The organism is Oceanococcus atlanticus, assembly GCF_002088235.1.
Taxonomy (GTDB): Bacteria; Pseudomonadota; Gammaproteobacteria; order Nevskiales; family Oceanococcaceae; genus Oceanococcus; species Oceanococcus atlanticus.
The window spans coordinates 77002-95047 of record NZ_AQQV01000003.1 but is presented as its reverse complement, the minus strand read 5'-3'; the positions used below and the strand labels follow the sequence as shown (position 1 = coordinate 95047).

The window sequence follows — 18046 nt, the reverse complement described above, 5'->3', positions numbered from 1 at the left end:
GTCGCGCTTACATCGCGTTTTATCTACACTAACGTTCGTTCCATTTTTAAGTCAATAGGGCGATAGAACCTCGGTATAACAAGGGGTATGATGAAAGCCTTGTACTGCAACACTTGTTAACCATGCCGGTCACCGCGACATCCCCGAACAGCAATCGCCGCATCGCCGCCGAAGAGTCCGAATTGCCGGCTGATGTCGATCTGCGCGGCGCCCGCGGGCGGGTGCTGACCGCCGCGCTGCACCTGTTCGCCGATCTTGGTTATGGCGGGACCTCGGTGCGCGATATCTGCGCCCAGGCCGGGGTTCAGCCCACCACGCTGTACGCTCATTTTCCATCCAAGGAAGATGTGCTGGCGGAGTTGCTGCGCATTGGGCACGACGAACACTATCGGCGGTTGCGCGCCGCCCTGCTTGAGGTCGAGCCGGATCCGGCCGTGCAACTGCGCGCTCTGGTGCGCGCCCACGTGAGTTCGCACTGCAGCTTTCCGATGCTGGCGGTGGTGGCCAGTGCCGAGCTGCACGCGCTGTCGCAAGCCAAGTCACAGCCCATACTGGCCATTCGTCGGCAATCCGAATCGTTGCTGGTTGATGTTCTTGAACGTGGGATTGCCCACGCCCAGTTTCAGGTCAGCGACACCCTGCTGACCCTGCGCGCGATCAGTGCCATCGGCACCCGCGTGGCCTTCTGGTTCAGTCCGGACTGCGGGCGCAGCATCGACCAGATTGCCGACCAGTTCGCCGAATTTGCAGCCCGCATCGTCGGCCTGACCACGCCCGACTGACAACGCCAAGTCCGATGGGCGCCGCAGCGCCCATCGGCTCGCTTGTGCCCCGCTCAGTCGAGCAGCGAGAGGTCGCGCACAGCGCCGCGATCAGCGCTGGTGGTCAGCTTGGCATAGGCCTTGAGTGCGGTGGTCACCTTGCGCGGACGCGCTTCGGCCGGCTTCCAGCCCAGCTGATCCTGTTCGGCGCGGCGTACGGCCAGCTCATCATCGCTGACCGCAATGCTGATCGTGCGATTGGGAATATCGATGTCGATACGGTCGCCACTGCGAATCAAGCCGATGTTGCCGCCCTCCGCAGCCTCCGGAGACACATGCCCGATCGACAGCCCCGAGGTCCCGCCGGAGAACCGCCCATCGGTGATCAGTGCACAGGCTTTGCCCAGGCCCTTGGATTTCAGGTAGCTGGTCGGATAGAGCATCTCCTGCATCCCCGGCCCGCCACGCGGCCCTTCGTAGCGGATGATGACCACATCCCCTTCCTTGACCTGGCCGTTGAGAATGGCCTGCACCGCATCGTCCTGACTCTCCAGCACCACGGCCGGACCGCTGAATTTGAGAATGCTCTCGTCCACACCGGCGGTTTTGACGATACAACCGCGTTCGGCAAGATTGCCGAACAGCACCGCCAGACCACCGTCCTGACTGTAGGCGTGGGCCAGATCACGAATACACCCGGTGCTGCGATCCGCATCCAGATCGTCGTAACGGCAATCCTGCGAAAAAGCCTGGGTGGTACGAATGCCGGCCGGACCGGCACGGTAGAACTCACCCACGGCGGCATCATTGCTCACCGCAATATCCCAGTGATTCAGGGCATCGGCCATGCTCGGACTGTGCACGGTGCTGACGCTGGCATCGAGCAAGCCGGCGCGATTGAGCTCACCCAGAATCGCCATCACCCCGCCGGCACGGTGCACATCTTCCAGATGATGATGGCTGGAGGGCGCGACCTTGCACAGGTTCGGTACCTTGCGTGACAGGCGATCGATATCCTGCATGCTGAAATCGACCTCGCCTTCCTGCGCCGCAGCGAGCAGATGCAGCACGGTGTTGGTCGAGCCACCCATGGCAATGTCCAGGGTCATGGCATTTTCAAACGCGGCTTTGCTCGCAACATTGCGCGGAAGCACCGACTCATCGCCCTGCGCGTAATACCGTTTGGCCAGTTCGACCACGGTCGCGCCGGCGCGTCTAAACAGGGCTTCGCGATCCTTGTGGGTGGCCACCAGCGAACCATTGCCGGGCAAGGACAAGCCCAGAGCTTCGGTCAGACAGTTCATGGAATTGGCGGTGAACATACCGGAACATGAACCGCAGGTCGGACAGGCCGAACGTTCGATCTGGTTGACGTCCTCGTCCGACACGCTGTCATCGGCAGCGGCAACCATGGCATCCACCAGATCCAGCGGAATGATCTCGTCGGAGTTGGCCAGCTTGGTCTTGCCGGCTTCCATCGGTCCGCCGGAGACGAACACCACCGGGATGTTCAGGCGCATTGCCGCCATCAGCATACCGGGGGTGATCTTGTCGCAGTTGGAAATGCACACCAGCGCATCGGCGGTGTGAGCGTTACACATGTATTCCACACTGTCGGCAATGATGTCGCGTGAGGGCAGCGAATACAGCATGCCGTCATGCCCCATGGCAATGCCATCATCCACCGCAATGGTGTTGAACTCTTTGCCCACCCCACCGGCCTTTTCGATTTCCTCGATGACCAGCTGGCCCAGATCCTTGAGATGAACGTGGCCCGGCACGAACTGGGTGAACGAATTGGCCACTGCAATGATCGGCTTTTCGAAATCGCCATCGTTCATGCCGGTGGCACGCCACAAGGCGCGGGCGCCGGCCATGTTGCGGCCATGAGTACTGGTGCGGGAGCGGTAATTGGGCATGACGACGTCCTCAAACATGTTGAGCGTTCTGAAGGGGGCGCTATTGTGCGACGGACTGGCTATACCATCCAATAGTATATTGGGCATCTAGCCATATCTTTTACGAATAATGGAACTGCGCCAATTACGCTATTTTGCCGCGACGGTAGAGGAAAGCAGCCTCTCGCGAGCGGCCCGCCGCCTGCATATTTCCCAGCCACCGCTGTCGACCCAGATCAAAGCGCTCGAGCACGATCTTGGCGTAAAGCTACTCGAGCGCAGCAATCGCGGGGTCAAACCCACCCTGGCCGGCGCCCAGTTCTATCAAGACATTCGCACGCTGCTTTCACGCCTGGATCAAGCCTGCATGCGGGCTCAGCATGCGCAGCGCGGGCAGCTCGGAACGCTGACGATCGGATTCGTTTCCATCGCCGACTACAGCATCCTGCCCGCCGCGCTCAAACAGTTCCGCTCCGACTATCCGGATGCCGATGTGCAGTTGCAGGAATTGACCACCGACGCGCAGATTCGCGCCCTGCGCAGCTCCCGACTTGATCTGGGCATTGGATTGGCACCGGTCGATGAGACTGATCTTGAGTTCCTGCCCTTGCATCAGGAACCCCTACTGCTGGCCGCACCGGATGACTGGCAACATAGTGGGCCCGACGGTGACGGCGTCGATCTGACCTCGCTGGCGCACGCTGAGTTCATCGTGCCCCCGCGCGACATTGCGCCTGGGCTTTATGACCTCACCATCAGTCGTTGTCACGCCGCTGGATTCTCGCCGCGCATCACGCAGAGCGCACGTCAGATGCAAACCGTTATTGGCCTGGTGTCCTCCGGCATGGGCGTCGCCCTGGTGCCGGCATCGGTGCAGAACCTGAAACGCCCAGGCGTTCAGTATCGCTTCCTGCGTGGCACTCCCGCTTTGATTGAACTGGGTGTGGTGCGCCCCATCCAGCAACGCAATCCCTTGGCAGACAACTTCATCCAGCTTCTTCTGGCAAGCCGCTGAGCCTGCGCCATAAGAGGTTCAGCAAACCCCTAAAAAAGGGCGCCACGCCCAAGGACGTGACGCCCGCCGCGCGCGTTCCCCTTCAGAACTGCCACTCCAGCGTGCCGCTGACGGTGCGCGGTGCTCCGTATGCCCCATAGCCACGCGGTGAATCCGCGCCAAGATAGCCATTGGGGAAGTTGTAGGTTTCGGTGATGTAATCCTGATCAAGCAGGTTGCGCCCGGTGAGATAAACAGCCCACTGGCCGCGGCGGTAGCCAATACGCAGACTGACCAGTTCACGGGCGTCGCTGCGATCCTCCGAGCTGTTGCTCGGATAGGTAAAAGCCATACTTTGGTGCGACACGTTAAGGGCGGCCATCAGCCCATCCGGATGCTCCCAGACCAGCCCCAGATTGGCACTGCGCTCCGGCGCCATTACGAAGCGGTTGCCCGAATAGTCGTTCTCGCCATCAACATAGTCGATGAACTTCGTGTCCACCGTGGCCAGCGCGAGATGCACTCGCCACTGCGGCGAGAAACGCCAGCGCAAACTGGCCTCGGCGCCGTACAAGCGCGAGCTGGCTGCGTTCTGAGTGACAAAGAACAAACCAGTAGGAACGGGAACTTGCTGGTCGGTCCAATCCACATAGAAAACGTTGGCGGCAAGCTGCACGGCCTGCCCCCAATGCCAGCGGACGCCGAGTTCATAGTTGTGTGTGTACTCCGGATCAAAACCCACCGCCTCACCGGTGGTTGAGTCCACATCCACGCCACCGGCACGGTAGGCCTCGGCATAACTGGCAAATACACTCCAGTGTTCGCCCAAAGCAGCCCGTAAACCCAGTTTGGGTAACCAGGCCGAATAACTGGTTTTACCGCCCTGAAAACCATTGGTTTCCGGTGCCACCCCAGCAGCGACCGCGAGCGTACGCACATCAAGACCGGGCAACGCCGCAAGCACGGATTCGAGCGTCAAGCCGACCAGCGGCACCGCAACCAGCCCATCCGGCGCCACCACAAAGGCCTCAGCGCGCTGGGTGGCAAAGCGATTGCGTGCATCCAAGGTCTCGCGGTCATAGCGCAGCCCCACAGTGGCCGTTAGCCAGTCCAGCACCTCGACATCAAACTCGAAAAATGCGGCGAGATTGTCCGCATCTTTGCGCTCCTGGCTGAGGAAATCGACTTCCAGCTCCAGCGCATCAGCCAGGATGGGTATGGCTACCTGGGAACTCAGCGGAATGCGCACATCATTCGAATACGTTGAATTGCGTGTGCGAAAACGCCCGGCGTAAAGCCCCAGCATGCCTTGCACTCGACCGTTGTCTGAAGTACTGAGGCGAATTTCCTGCGTCAGGTTGTCACCGTCGTTGTACAGAGGATTGCTACCGCCCTGCTCCTCGGTGCCGTCGAAATCACGAATGTAGTCCTGTTCCGTCCGCATCAAGGCGCTGATTGCACTCAAGGTCCAGCCTGACTCGAAGGTGTAACGGTTGTCCCAGGACACCAGTTCACTGGTCACCAGATCCCGCGTCTGCGTGTTGACCGTACTGGTCCGGCGCATGTCGGTGCCCGCGGTGCCCTTTTCCATGTTGTAGTCGGGCTGCCCATCGGTCCGGCTGCGGTTGTAGTTCAGCAGGCTGCGAAAGCCTGCTAACGCAAGCGATTCGTAAAGCAATTTGAGCCGCACCATGCTGTGGTCATGGGCGGAAAAATCGTCCGCACCATCAGGCTCATGGGTGATAAAACCGTCGCTGTGATCGTGCGACAGCGCCACACGCATGGCCAACACATCATTGAGCGGTCCACCGCCCGCCACGCCAAGCTGCCAGGTATTCAGGCTGCCATAGCGTGCCAGCGCATACAGATCCGGATACCAGGTGGGATCCTTGGATTTGACCACCACGGCGCCGGCCAGAGCATTACGTCCCTGACTGGTCGACTGAGCGCCACGCAGCACTTCAATCTGCTGCACGTCGAACAAAGTTTCCAGGGCGGATTCCTGGGACACACCGTCCAGGGTCACGCCATCAACCTGAACACTGATCAGCGGGGCGCCTGCCCCGCCGCTGGCGCCGGTCTGATCAATGCCGCGTATGGACAAGCCGCCTTCTTCACCAGCACTGACATTGACCGTGTCTTCCAGCACATCCTGCAGATTGAGCTTGCCCCGCTGATTGAGATCGTCAGCACCGATCACCTCAACCGACGTGCTGGTTTCCCGCAAGCTGCGCCCAAGCTTTTCACCCAGCACAATGACGGTGTCGAGTTGCGTGCGGTCCGCAGCGTCGTCATCAGGATGCTGCGCATCCAGTTGAATGACATCGGGATAGGTCTCAGGCGTGCTTTCAGCATGCGCGGGCAGCAGAATGGTTGCAGCGAACAACCCCGCCAGCGGGGCCAATCGCCGTTCACGTTCAGTCATCTATCGTGTTAGTTGATGGCGTTGCGGGCCAGCGCCATACAATGCAGACGCAACAAAGACGCCGCATCGCGACAATTACGCGCCATCGCAGCAGGCCGGTATTGCATGAGCATGACCGCCGGGGCCCGGCCGTAGCCCAAAGCCATCGCTGGCACGCCCAGATCAGCCGCAGCGGACATTTCCAACGGGTGATCGGTAACCAGCAAGGTTTGCTCTGCAGCGATTTTTCCGTTGTGCAGCAGGCCGCTGAGCAAATGGGGCCGCATCAAACCGCTGCCGGGGCGCACCGAACTTATGATGGAGTGGATACCGGCATCGGGCGCAAACTGGTTCATCAGCTTGAATGCCGCATCCTTGCCGATATGGGTCAAATAGTGGACCTGCCAATCGACCGCGCGAACAGCCGCGAGCACGGCGGCCGCACCCGGGCGAAGCTGCGACAGGTAGCGTCCCTGACTGTCGAAATGATCCTGATAAACCTGCAGCGCCTGACGGGTCGCGTCGGGTTCGCCTATCCAGCGAAACAACAGCGCGGAGACAGGCTCCCAGCCCGCCACTTTGATCAGTTCTTCATCGCTGACATTGAGGCCAAGCGTTCGTACGGTGAAGCGCAGGCTGTCTTGGACTCCAGCGCTGGCATCCAGAATCAAACTTTCCAGATCGATCACGATCTGCCCGGGCCCGGCGGGCGAAACCTGGCGACGTGGGCGAAAGTATTCTCGGGCCTGAATAACAGTACTCATAGGTGTGCTCTCCGCGAGTTGTGGTCATGTGCCCGTCGCAACCGCTTCAGGCTTAAGCGGGTCGAACTTGACGCGCGAATGCGCGGAATGCCGGCCTCGTCGTGATGTGTCATATGGTCATTTTGGTCAGCGCTTGGCGCGCCCGGCTGCGGCAACGTGCATGCCTTGACGCGCAGCGCCAGCCACCCCGGCCCAGCGCCGGAACAACACGCCTGTGTTGTGTAAGCGAGCTGCATCAAGCCGCACGCCTGGTGCGCCAATAGTCGGCGCGACACATGGCAAGGGTCTCTTCACGCAGGCGATCGTTGGTCAGCACATTGCGGCGGAAAGCGAGCCGGTGAACGGCCAGCCCCACCCGCAGATACAGCGCTTCGGAATCAAGCCCAACCATCAAAGGCTGCTCGCCGCTGTATTCAATATTCGAGAAATCGCAATAGCGCCTCAGCGCTTCCTGGTGGCGTTCATTCATGTGCACACAGGCTGCTGTCTCTGCCGGACCAGAAAACGGGTTGGCCTTGAGCGTGTCGTCAGGATCGAGCCAATGAATCTGACCAAAGCCCCCGATGTAGCGAATTTTTAGCGGCAACAGGCGCCAGAAGCTGAAATCGTGCGCGGTGAAATATGTTTCGGCGTCTGGATAGAAGCGCAGATAACGAGCAGCAACCGCGCTGACGCCATGCTCCGACAACGGCTCGGCATTGGCCATCACACAGATTCGGCCGTGAGCTTGAACATCGCCGTCGGTGTTCTCGACCACCGTCAGACTGCAGCGGGTGTCTTCTTTGAGATTTGCGGTGTGCTGGGCGATATCCGAAATCAGGATCACCGGATTGCCATCGCCATCCAGCACATAAGGGGTCACCGAACCGAGCGGATAGCCGCGCACTTTTACGCTCAAAGACGAAAGAATCCCGTATTGGCGGCTGCTCAAAAGTTGATATGCGTCGCGTGCGGCCTGGTGCATGAGGGTCCTCAGTGCTTGAATTGAACTACCTGAGGGATTAACTTAATGCGAATCATTCTTATTTTCAATATTCGCGATGAAATTTATTAACCCCTCCCGCTGCTGGCTGGTTCTGATCCTGCTGCTGAGCCCTTTTAGCTCCGCACAATCCTCCGAAAACGCGCCATTGCGACTCGTCACCCTAGGCGGCACGGTCACCGAAACGGTCTATGCCTTGGGCGCAGGCCAACAGGTTGTGGCAACAGACACCAGCAGCGTCTGGCCACCGGCCGTACACGCCCTACCCAAGGTGGGTTACTACCGCGAACTCGCCGCCGAAGGCATTCTCTCGGCAGCGCCTGATCTGGTGCTTGCCTCGGCCCATGCCGGTCCACCGGCGGTGTTGCAAAAGCTGCGCAGCGCCGGCATCAAGCTTGTCGTGCTGCCCGAACCGCCTCCCCTGGCCGAGGCGCTGGCGATGATTTCAAGCATCGCGCAAGCTGTGGGCAAGGACGCCGAAGCGCGCGCTTTGATCAAGAGCATTGAGGAGTCCATCAAGGCCCTGCCCCCGGCGCCACAGCATAAGCCGGGCGCCCTGGTGGTTATCGGTGGACAAGGCGGTCAGTGGATGGCTGCAGGGCGCGACAGCGCCGCGGGCGCGCTGGTCACTCTGGCCGGCGCGCGCAATGTGGCCAGCAGTTTCAGCGGCTACCGGCCTGTTGGTGATGAGGCCATCATCAGTTTGGCCCCCGACATCATCATCGTTCCTCAGCACGCGCTGCCCATGCTGGGCGGCCGCCAGGGTATTCTTCAGCGCCCCAGTGTTGCCGCCACGCCAGCCGGACAAAAGCAGCAAGTGCTGGTGATGGACAGCCTCATGATCCTGGCCATGGGACCGCGTGTGGGCACCGCGGCGCAGCTGCTCAGCCAGCACTTCATCGGCCTTCAGACTGACAGCGGCTCGTGAGGCCTTTGCAGCACGCCAAGGCAATGCGCATCACGGCCTTTGCGGTCGGTGTGGTGGTGCTCCTACTCAGTCTCAGTCTGGGGCCCATTCGCATCGCCCCGGAGCGCATCCTGGACATTCTGTGGCAATGGCTGTTGCAGCGCGAAACACAGCTACCCGCGCACGAAACCGCCACCATTACCATGATCCGGCTGCCACGCACCCTCACCGCAATGCTCACCGGTGCCGCCCTGGCTGGCGCCGGCGCCGTGTTGCAAGGGCTCACACGCAACCCGCCGGTCGAACCCGCCTTGATCGGTATTTCCACCGGTGGCGCGGTCGGCGCTGCGCTGGTGATCGTGTTCGGTGGCGCGCTGATGTGGTTGCCTGCAGCTGCTTTCGCGCTCAGCCTTATGGTGTGCTTCGGCGTCATGGCACTGGCTCGCGTAGACGGCCACACGCCGGCCACGACGTTGCTACTCGCAGGCATTGCCGTCAACGCCTTGGCCAGCGCCATTCTCGGCCTGCTGACCTATGCGGCCGACGACCCGGCTTTACGCACCCTCACTTTCTGGCTGTTTGGAAGCGTCGCTCGCACCGGCTGGCAAGAGCTTGCGTTGCTAACGCCCGTGCTTGTTGTATGCGGCGCCGTGATGTTGCGCCAGACCCGCGTGCTGGATGCATTAACACTGGGAGATGCGACCGCCGGCCATCTGGGTTTTGCGGTGGAACGCAGCCGCCGACTGTTGATCGCAGCGGTCGCGCTCAGCGTTGGCGCTGTGGTCGCCTACACCGGAGTCATCGCCTTTGTCGGCCTGGTGGTCCCTCATGTTGCACGTATGTTCTGTGCCCCGGGGCACCGCAGTCTGCTACCCACCGCCATGCTCACCGGCGCAGTGCTAACGGTCGCTGCGGACACCGTTGCGCGTCTGGTTGTGGCGCCAGCCGAGTTGCCCATCGGCGTTGTCACCGCCTTGTGCGGTGCGCCCTTCTTCATTGCCTTGCTCTACGCCAAACGACGCCAACTGGAAAGCCTGTGAGCACACAAACACCGAGCCGCGATTGAGCATCATGTTGAAAACCCATCACCTGAGTCACCGGCATGATCGCCGTCTGTGCCTGGATCACATCAGCGTGGCATTCAGGCCCGGCCAGCTGTGCGTCATTGGCGGGCCAAACGGCAGCGGAAAAAGCACGCTCATACGCCTGCTCAGCGGCGAACTGAGGCCCAGCAGCGGACGTATAAGCCTGGACGGCATGGACCTGCGCCACTGGCAGCCCCTGCGTTTGGCTCGCCGTCGCGCGGTGCTCTCACAACAAGTGCCCAACCAGCCCGCGTGGCCTGTGCATCAGGTTGTGGCCCTGGGCCGCAGCCCGTACACCGACGAAGATACTGCGTACGGCCAACAGGCCATTGCTGCAGCCCTGGATCAGGTTGGGCTGAGTGATCAGCATCAAGCGATTTACTCACGCCTGTCTGGTGGCCAGCGCGCGCGGGTGCAGTTCGCCCGCAGCTTGTGCCAACTGCATGAGCAAAGCACCGATGCGCTGTGCCTTCTCGACGAACCCACAGCCAGCCTGGATCCACGTTGGCAGCATCAAACCATGCAATGTCTCAAAGACTGCGCCGCGCGCGGCTGGACCGTGATCTGTGTGTTGCACGATCTGAACCTGGCCAGCCGCTATGCAGACCGCTTGCTCATACTGCATGACGGTGATGTCGCGCTCGACGGCGCGCCGGAGCAGGTCCTGGACGACCCGCGCATTGACCGCATTTACCAGCTAAACTTTGCCCGATTGCGACATGACGGGCACCGTTACCTGCACGCTGTCGCCTGAGCCCTAGCGTATCCTCTGTTCGGCGCATGGAAGCCGCCTCGGCGCACATTAGACTGTGCGGATTAGCGTTGAGCGATTTTCATGTCAGAGCTTCACCCGACATCAACCTGGCGCGCCACCGGCCTAAGCCCCCGCGACATCAAGCTGCAAGCGGCACAGCTGCAGCTCAAGTTGCGCGACAAGGTCGATGCGTATTGTCCGCAGGGCCACAATGGCGACACCCTGACGGCGGCCATGCGCGACCGTTTGAGCCAGCTGCTGCAGCGCTTTATCCAAAGTCACGATCAGGTCCTCAGCCAGCTGACCATATCCGGCGATCTGGCCAGTCACCCCTGGGCAGGTATCAACAACACACAACTTGATCCCGCTCAGTTCAGTCAGGTCAGCGAACGCCTGACCGAATGGCAGGCCAGTTTGGTTGCCGTGTCCGGCTTGCTTGCGGACCTGCGTCATTTTCTACCTGCAGGTGCCGATGCGGGCTTACCGATGACCCAACTGGGCGAGCTGATCGACGCCCTGGAGCAGCTGCCGGAACCGGACGAAGATGTCATCTGGGAGTATCTGCCGGCGCTCAGTGGCGAGCGTTTGCAACAGTCGCGCAACGGCCTCGACATGTTTCTGTCACTGGGTGCGCTGTCGATCCGTCTGGCCAGCCGAGTCAGTCCCTGGGACATGTTTGATGCGCAGTGTCTGCAGCGTCATCAGCGCGGCATCGCCACCTTGACGACCCATCTGGCGCCACACACAACCCTGGGGCAGCTGCGCGATGTCTTACTGCGTGCAGACACATTCATCAGCGACCTCAATCGACTGGCGCCGGAACTCGACAAACTCACCGCAGCCCTGCGCCTGCCCGGCGACCCCGTGTTTGCCACCAGTTGCCAGGGTCTGGATGAACTGGAAAAGCTGCTCGCTGCAATCGCTGCGGTCCCGCACTCGTTTTTGCAATGGCGTGACCCCGCGCTCAAGCAGGCGGAGTTTGACAAAGCGCTCAGTCATCTGCACCGAGAACTACAAACCCTGAATCAGCGCGCCGAGCTTTTACGCAATCAGTTTGACCTGAATGCCCTGCCTTCAATCAATCAGCTTGAGCGCATACGCAGCGCCCTGGACGGCGGCAAGTCCAACCTGTGGCTGAACACACGCGGGCGCGCCGTGCGCCAGGAGTTGCTCAAGTTTTGCCTGGATGACGAGATTGTGCTGGCCGATATCAGTGCGCAATTGCCCAGCCTCATCGAATACGCGATTTCCCTCAAGGCCCTGAACGACCATCCAATTTACGCCAAACATCTAGGGCGGCTGTATCAAGGGCCTGACACCGACGTGCGCATGGCCGAGACCCTGCGCGCCTGGTATCTGAAAGTGCAACGTGAGTACCAGGGGGAACGCGCCAAGCTCGGCCAGTGCATTCTCAGCCTGCCGGACCGGGTGACCTTGAGTATTCGCAAGATGCGTCAGCAGCATCAGCACACCATTGAGGATGCGCTGGCGACTTATCACAAACTGCACGCCATCCTGGCCGAACAGGCCCCGCTGCGCGACAACCGCTGCAATCTGCTTGATCCCGAGCACGGCATCGCCAGCGTAGTGCGGGCGCTCAAGCAGGCCCTCAACACACTTGGCGATCTGGCCAGCGATGACCAGCGCAGCATTGGTGATTTGGCCCAGGACGTGGACGCACAGGGGCGTCTTATCGCAGGTCAGGCCCAGTGGGCCCAATTCCGCAAGCAGCATGCTCTGTTCAAGGGCATGGAGATGGAGATCCACGGCTCGGTGACCTCCGAGGCCATGCTGCGCAAGGCCATCGCCACATTGGCGCTTGCAGATGCCATACAGAGCGTTCCGCTAGGCCCGCTAAGACGCGTTCTGGAACAAAAGTTGCGCCCGCGCCTGTACGAACAACTTCGCAAGTTTGCCGGCACTTTGAAAAGCGCTCAGCGCGCCGAAGAGGCTGCCCGCGAGTCGTTCAGCACATTGGTTGATCTGGATTTACGTGCCTGGATGCAAGGCCGCACCGCAAGTCCCGGCGCCTTGCGCACACGCAATCAACTCGCCTTGCAACGTGGACGACATCTGGGTGATTGGCTCAACTACCTGAGCGCGCAGCAGCAGATGCGCAAGCTTGGCCTGGCCGCCCTGGCAGAGGCTATCGTCGACAAACGCATCGCCCGCAATCAGGCCGATCTGGTGTTGCAAGCAGCCATCATGCGCGTGCTTGCGCTGGAAATGCATCAAGCCCCGTAACGCGGACACCGGCAAAGATGGACATGGCACACTGTGGGCCTCTTTGTTCGGTTGCATCGCATGTTCGGAAAAACATCACTTGAAGGAAAAACCGCGCTGGTTACCGGCGCCTCCAGCGGTCTGGGCGTCGACTTTGCCAAGCAATTGGCCGCCATGGGCGCAAGGGTGATTGTGGTGGCCCGGCGCGAGCAGCTGCTGCAGCAGCTCAGTGTCGACATCCAGGATGAATTCGGCACACCTGCGGAATATCGCTGTTGTGACCTGAGCGACGCAGGTGCGCGCGAAGCTCTGGCCGCTGACCTGGCCAGCGCCGGTATCCACATCGACATCCTCATCAACAACGCCGGCTTCGGTCTTTTTGGTGATTTCCGACACACCGAGTGGCAGCGCACCGATCAGATGCTGCAGCTGGATATCGTCGCGCTGACCCACCTGGCCCGCCTGTTCGTGAACCCGATGGTGGAAAACGGCTACGGCCGGATCATGCAGATCTCCTCGGTTGGCGCTTTCCAGCCCTCGCCTGGCTATGGTGCCTATTCCGCGGCCAAGGCCTACGTACTGAGTTTCAGCCATGCGCTGCACTACGAACTCAAAGGCACCGGCGTGACCAGCACCGTGGTCTGCCCCGGCGTGACCGAAACCGAGTTCCTGCGCGTATCAGGTCAGGCACGCAACCGTTTCCACAACGCGACCATGATGAGCAGCCGGGAGGTCGCACGCATGGCCCTCAAGCGCACGCTAAAAGGCCGCCCGGAAATCGTCACCGGCCTAATCAACGCCATCAACGCATTTCAGGTGCGTTTCATGCCGCGTCAGCTTCTAGCCCGTATCGCTGCGATGGCGATGAAATATGAGGCGCAGAACGACAGCTAATTGCCCGCCCTGGCAGCCGCTTCCGGACTGAAATTACGTCGCGCCATGGGCTGGTTCAGGCGCCACCAATCGTCACTTTCGTTGGTCAGATAGGTGGCCTCGTAAGCCCCCGAGGTGAGGTCGTGGTAGATCGATGCGCCGCGGTGGAAGGTCAGAGATTCCTGCGAATAGAAGTACGCCACCATGGCGACGCGCCAGAGTTGATCCTGGCCATCGTAGTTGTCGGCCCACATCGCCAGCCAAGTGTCTTCATCGGCATACAGACGGCGACGCTTGTACACATGGCGCAGCCCGTCTTTGACCTGCGCATCGATCACCCAGACGCGGTGCAATTCGTAACGGAAGTGGTCGGGATTGATGGTGTGCAGCTGGATGATGTCGTCGTAGCTCAGCTCGGGGCTGTTCAGCTCGAAGTTGTGATACGGAATCAGCACCTCTTTGCGTCCGACCAGAGTCCAGTTGTAGCGGTGTGGTGAGCCGTTGAACAGGTAGTCATCATCAGAGGTGCGCAAACCCGAGGGCGGCACCGGATAATCAAAACCGACTTCGGGAGCTTTACGCACGCGCCGCAGGCCGGGCAAGTATTGCCACGCTTGCGTTGCATCGCCGGAGAAATTGTTCGGCTGATAACCCACCGCCACCTGGCCTTTGAGGCGATCCGGCGCCAGGAATTTCATGAAGAACAGTGCCGCCGCATGTTCTTTGTCGAAAGGCACGAGCTCGAAGGGCTGGCCGGGCGCGCCGGTGCCTGTACCCAAGGTGCGAAACTCGCTCTTGCCCCAGGCCACGGTGCCATTGGGATAGACATCAGCGATGTCGTAAACCACCTGCTCCGAGCCAGCCCGGTGCGGGACAATGACATTCCAGATCGCCTCCAGACCATTGTCTGGAAACGGAAACGGATGCGCGCCGGTGTAACCGCTCACACCCAGACCATCGTCACGCAGCGCGGCCACTTCGGCATTGCGCTTGACCACATCACAGACCCATTCGTGCGGGCGGAAATCGCGATGACTGGGGAAAACCCGCATGCGGTAGTGTTCGGGATACTTCTGCAGCAGGGCTTTTTGCCCATCAGTCAGCAGATCGGCGTACTGCGCCATATTGGCCTGTGTCACCACATACAGTGGCTGCTCATCAGCGTAGGGGCCGGGCACCCAGCCGTGCGGCTTGTCCAGCCCCGGCCATTGCCCCTGATACTTTCCGGTGTATGCCGCCACACCACCAGGTGTGCCTGCGCGCACCGCTCCCATGCAGGTCAGCTCATCACCGCCGAGCTGATCAATCTGCTGCGGAGTGGCATCGGCCCAGGCCAACTGGACCAGCATCAGGCCCAGTGCCAGACCGCTGCAAGGTGTTTTTCTCATGTCTCATCCCGTGCACAAAAACCGAGGAGGCAATCCCTGCCCCCGCGGTCATCATGCGGGCCGTGATCCACGACGACGTACTAGAAATGAAGTAGCCGGAAAAGAAAAACCCGGCAAGCCGGGTTTTTAAGATGGTTTAGCAACGACGTCCTAAAAAGACGTCACAGGTGAATTATTCAACCTGCATCGACCCTGATCCAGATGCTGATCCGGTCTCTTCGACAGCGCCATTTTCGTTGTATTCGGTGTAGTCAAGTTCCCAATTAAACGTCGCGGAACTCCCGCCAATCTCAGTAAATGAAAATGTGAAATCGTAGTGAGCCAATTCACAGTCTATGAACTGGTCATTTTCACAATTCGTTTGTCCGCGATCATGCCCGTCCCCGCCAAACTCGGTGAATTCGAGCCGGTTGCCGCTCACGGCTCGCCAGTGGATGCTATTGACATCATTGTTACTGAAGTCGTTGTCCGGGTTCGGCTCAAAACGGATCGATCCGGTGCCATCCTGGTTGAATACCAAGCGCTCGATATCACCGTCTGCAATGTCGGGCACGAACGCACGACCCGCCAAAAAGTCGTAGAGCGTTCCATCAGCCGCAGTCATGGACGAATCTTCTGCACAGGCAAACAAGGTTTGTCCGCCCTCTTCCACAGTGCAGGAGAACAAGGCGGAATTGCTGTCAACCGCACTGGCAGTCACGGTGACGCGGTATTCCTCACCATCAGAGCCGAACTCGGTGTACTCCAGGACACCTTGATTGGTCACCGCCCAGGAAATGGGATTGACGTCATCGGTGTCAAAATCGTTGTCGTCGCTGGGCAAAAAATATACGGATCCACTGCCATCCGCGTTAAATACCCACTGAGCAACTGAGTCATCCGTACCTGAAGCCTCATCAATGACCTCCAGGTAGAACACGCGCCCAGCCAGAAACTCACTGGTGAACTTCGCGCCTCCCGAACCGGCCTGCTCACGAGCAAATACTTCGCTGAGCTCACTGGCTCGGGTTGTTCCGTCACCGCACCCTATCAGGAACTGCTCTTCCTCAGGACGAATGATGCACAAGGAACTGGCATTTCCCTCGCTGAGATTGACGATGTCCACCTCATAAGCTTCTCCCCCGTCACTCGCAACGGTGGTGCCACCGACGCTTAAGAAAAGTTCTTCGTTGTAGGTACTATCCGCCGTGCCAGCGCAGGTGGATGTACCCAGATAGAGCGTTTCCGTACTCAACACATCTGCGTGGTCAACGTCCCAGACAACGTGGAACGATTCGCTCCCGCCATCCAAGCAGTCAGCAACCCAACGCCCCTGCAAGGCATCGAGAAGAGTCCGGTCTACCGTCACACAGACCCGCTCTGCATTGGACACCAGCTCATCCACGTTTTGTCCGCTGATGTCGAGGCAAAACTGGCCCGATCCGATATCGGTATTCACAACAACGGCAAGACTCAGCGACTCGACGGCTTTCGTGGAGCCCTGAGTGAACTCAATTTCTGCGTAGCTATCTGCGCCAACCACCTGCACAAAAAGCTTGGCCAACGCAGAGCTGGAATCAAAATCGACATCAATGTCGAGCCCCCCGCCAGAGTTGACTTCCAACGCATCGTCGGCCACGGCCACGGAGGGGTCCCCAGCTGTGCCCGACTTCTCCGGAGGGTTGCCGGTCTGCAGTTCCGCATCGGTGTTTCCAACGCGCATATCCAGAACCTTCATAACCTCATTGGGTTGTGTCGCTGGATTCAGAGGCTGATCGCCCGCCCCCCCATCATCAGAGTCTCCCCCGCTGCTGCCACCACACGCGCTGAACAATACGGACAAGGTAACAAGCCCCGCGCCCGCGACACGCTGCAGTTTCCATTCAAACATTCTTATTCTCCCTCACTCATGGCAAAACCACTGAATTTAATCCCCATTAAATCCAGCGTTAACGAACACACCGACGACAAGCTGCTGCTATTAATCAACCGCCGATGAACTACAAATCAGACCAAGAATTCCAGCCGGACACGTGGACACAACACCGACCCTGCGTAGGACACAGAACTTGCCCTGACACATGACATATTGAAAACGCAGATTTACAACGTCAGGCGATCGGCCTTTACGATGCGCCACGGTCTGGTGCGCGAAGGCGCTGCTGCGCGAAACCACGCCAGCCCTTTCAGCGGCTCTCTCCCATAACATCCACACATGTGGCTTGCCATATCTAAACCCCCGTTTGAATGGCATTTCTTATTGCAACTCACGCTGCCACGCGAAACTTGGCCACGTCAACCACGAACAGATGATAAGAATGTTGTTGAAAATTATTCATAGCTGGAGAGCCGCTTTAAGCACACCTGAAAAAGCCCTGTAGCTAGGGCTTTCCTAACATTCGGAAAGCCTCTATGGCGCATCAAAGATGGCAAGACCTTCTACTCGTTTTCCGAGCACGCCGGCTGAAATCAATGTCGCGAAGCGCAGATCTTGAGCGCCTATTCCTGGCGCCGACAACTGAGTCATAACTCAAATTGATCGAGGCCTTGCAAGGATGACTTTGTTCGGCCGGATAGACTCGCACCATCCTCGCTGAGCAGCCGCGCGGCTTCCTCCCGGGCGACAGAACTGACGGACGAAATCAGCCTGGATACGTGCAATCACCGCAGCATGTTCCTCGACCATGCCGGCGGCAACCCAGCTGGCCAAACGTGCCTGCTGCGATGTCACCCTGCATTCGATGCTGAGCTACCGGTCTTGGCACGGCCCGTCCACCTGCATCACGTAGGCCCGTTGCAGACCTTTCTGCGCGGCCTGATTCGACTGCGTTTCAAATTGCCACCTGTGCAAGCTCTTGTCTCACGCGTGTTCGGTGGGGTGGTCATTCTGGGCAAGCCGGCAGTGCCTACAGGCTGCAAAATGTTGTTGTCATGCCTCATCCCATGCACAAAACGGCGGGAGCAATCCCTGCCCCCGCCATCATCATGCGGCCCCTTCGCCCCGCACTCCTACCGAATATGGAGTAGCTCTGAG

At 59.8% G+C, this 18046-nt stretch carries 13 protein-coding genes; 7 read left to right on the top strand and 6 right to left on the bottom strand.

Annotated features, from left to right (window positions below; translation table 11 throughout):
- The first annotated feature begins 122 nt into the window (after positions 1–122).
- Positions 123–782, top strand: a complete 660-nt coding sequence (locus ATO7_RS11365; protein WP_083561909.1) for a TetR/AcrR family transcriptional regulator — start codon at positions 123–125, stop codon at positions 780–782.
- Positions 783–835: 53 nt separating this feature from the next.
- Here the strand turns inward: ATO7_RS11365 and ilvD are convergent, their stop codons facing one another.
- Complete coding sequence (gene ilvD, locus ATO7_RS11360) at positions 836–2680, bottom strand: dihydroxy-acid dehydratase (protein WP_083562835.1); 1845 nt, start codon at positions 2678–2680, stop codon at positions 836–838.
- Between the two features lie 109 nt (positions 2681–2789).
- Between ilvD and ATO7_RS11355 the strand changes: the two genes are divergently transcribed.
- Positions 2790–3674: a LysR family transcriptional regulator gene (locus ATO7_RS11355; RefSeq protein ID WP_083561908.1), complete on the top strand. Its 885-nt coding sequence runs from the start codon at positions 2790–2792 to the stop codon at positions 3672–3674.
- Between the two features lie 82 nt (positions 3675–3756).
- On the opposite strand, the gene ATO7_RS11350 is transcribed toward ATO7_RS11355, so the two are convergent.
- The 3 genes from ATO7_RS11350 to ATO7_RS11340 all read right to left on the bottom strand — a co-directional run bounded on the left by ATO7_RS11350 (position 3757) and on the right by ATO7_RS11340 (position 7785).
- Positions 3757–6078, bottom strand: coding sequence for a TonB-dependent receptor (locus ATO7_RS11350; RefSeq protein WP_083561907.1), 2322 nt, complete (start codon positions 6076–6078; stop codon positions 3757–3759).
- A gap of 8 nt (positions 6079–6086) precedes the next feature.
- Positions 6087–6821: an HAD family hydrolase gene (locus tag ATO7_RS11345; RefSeq protein WP_083561906.1), complete on the bottom strand. Its 735-nt coding sequence runs from the start codon at positions 6819–6821 to the stop codon at positions 6087–6089.
- A gap of 235 nt (positions 6822–7056) precedes the next feature.
- Positions 7057–7785, bottom strand: a complete 729-nt coding sequence (locus ATO7_RS11340) for a HugZ family pyridoxamine 5'-phosphate oxidase (RefSeq protein ID WP_083561905.1) — start codon at positions 7783–7785, stop codon at positions 7057–7059.
- Positions 7786–7951: 166 nt separating this feature from the next.
- On the opposite strand from ATO7_RS11340, the gene ATO7_RS11335 reads away from it, so the two are divergent.
- The 5 genes from ATO7_RS11335 to ATO7_RS11315 all read left to right on the top strand — a co-directional run bounded on the left by ATO7_RS11335 (position 7952) and on the right by ATO7_RS11315 (position 13666).
- A complete protein-coding gene (locus ATO7_RS11335) occupies positions 7952–8731 on the top strand; it encodes a heme/hemin ABC transporter substrate-binding protein (RefSeq protein WP_158523174.1) in 780 nt (259 codons plus the stop codon).
- Between the two features lie 23 nt (positions 8732–8754).
- Positions 8755–9750 carry a FecCD family ABC transporter permease gene (locus ATO7_RS11330; protein WP_146680309.1) on the top strand — a complete coding sequence of 332 codons (996 nt, stop codon included), beginning with the start codon at positions 8755–8757 and terminating at the stop codon, positions 9748–9750.
- Between the two features lie 31 nt (positions 9751–9781).
- The gene (locus ATO7_RS11325; RefSeq protein ID WP_083561902.1) at positions 9782–10549 is read left to right on the top strand and encodes a heme ABC transporter ATP-binding protein; all 768 of its coding nucleotides are present in this window, start codon (positions 9782–9784) and stop codon (positions 10547–10549) included.
- Positions 10550–10630: 81 nt separating this feature from the next.
- Positions 10631–12793 carry a hypothetical protein gene (locus tag ATO7_RS11320; protein WP_083561901.1) on the top strand — a complete coding sequence of 721 codons (2163 nt, stop codon included), beginning with the start codon at positions 10631–10633 and terminating at the stop codon, positions 12791–12793.
- 60 nt (positions 12794–12853) lie between these two features.
- A complete protein-coding gene (locus ATO7_RS11315) occupies positions 12854–13666 on the top strand; it encodes an SDR family NAD(P)-dependent oxidoreductase (protein ID WP_083561900.1) in 813 nt (270 codons plus the stop codon).
- Here ATO7_RS11315 and ATO7_RS11310 read toward each other — a convergent pair.
- The gene (locus ATO7_RS11310) at positions 13663–15033 is read right to left on the bottom strand and encodes a DUF1329 domain-containing protein (protein WP_083561899.1); all 1371 of its coding nucleotides are present in this window, start codon (positions 15031–15033) and stop codon (positions 13663–13665) included. The two genes, ATO7_RS11315 and ATO7_RS11310, sit on opposite strands and share 4 nt — an antisense overlap.
- A 172-nt stretch (positions 15034–15205) precedes the next feature.
- On the bottom strand, positions 15206–16903 hold the full coding sequence (locus tag ATO7_RS11305; protein ID WP_146680308.1) for a hypothetical protein: 1698 nt from the start codon (positions 16901–16903) through the stop codon (positions 15206–15208).
- Positions 16904–18046: the final 1143 nt, after the last annotated feature.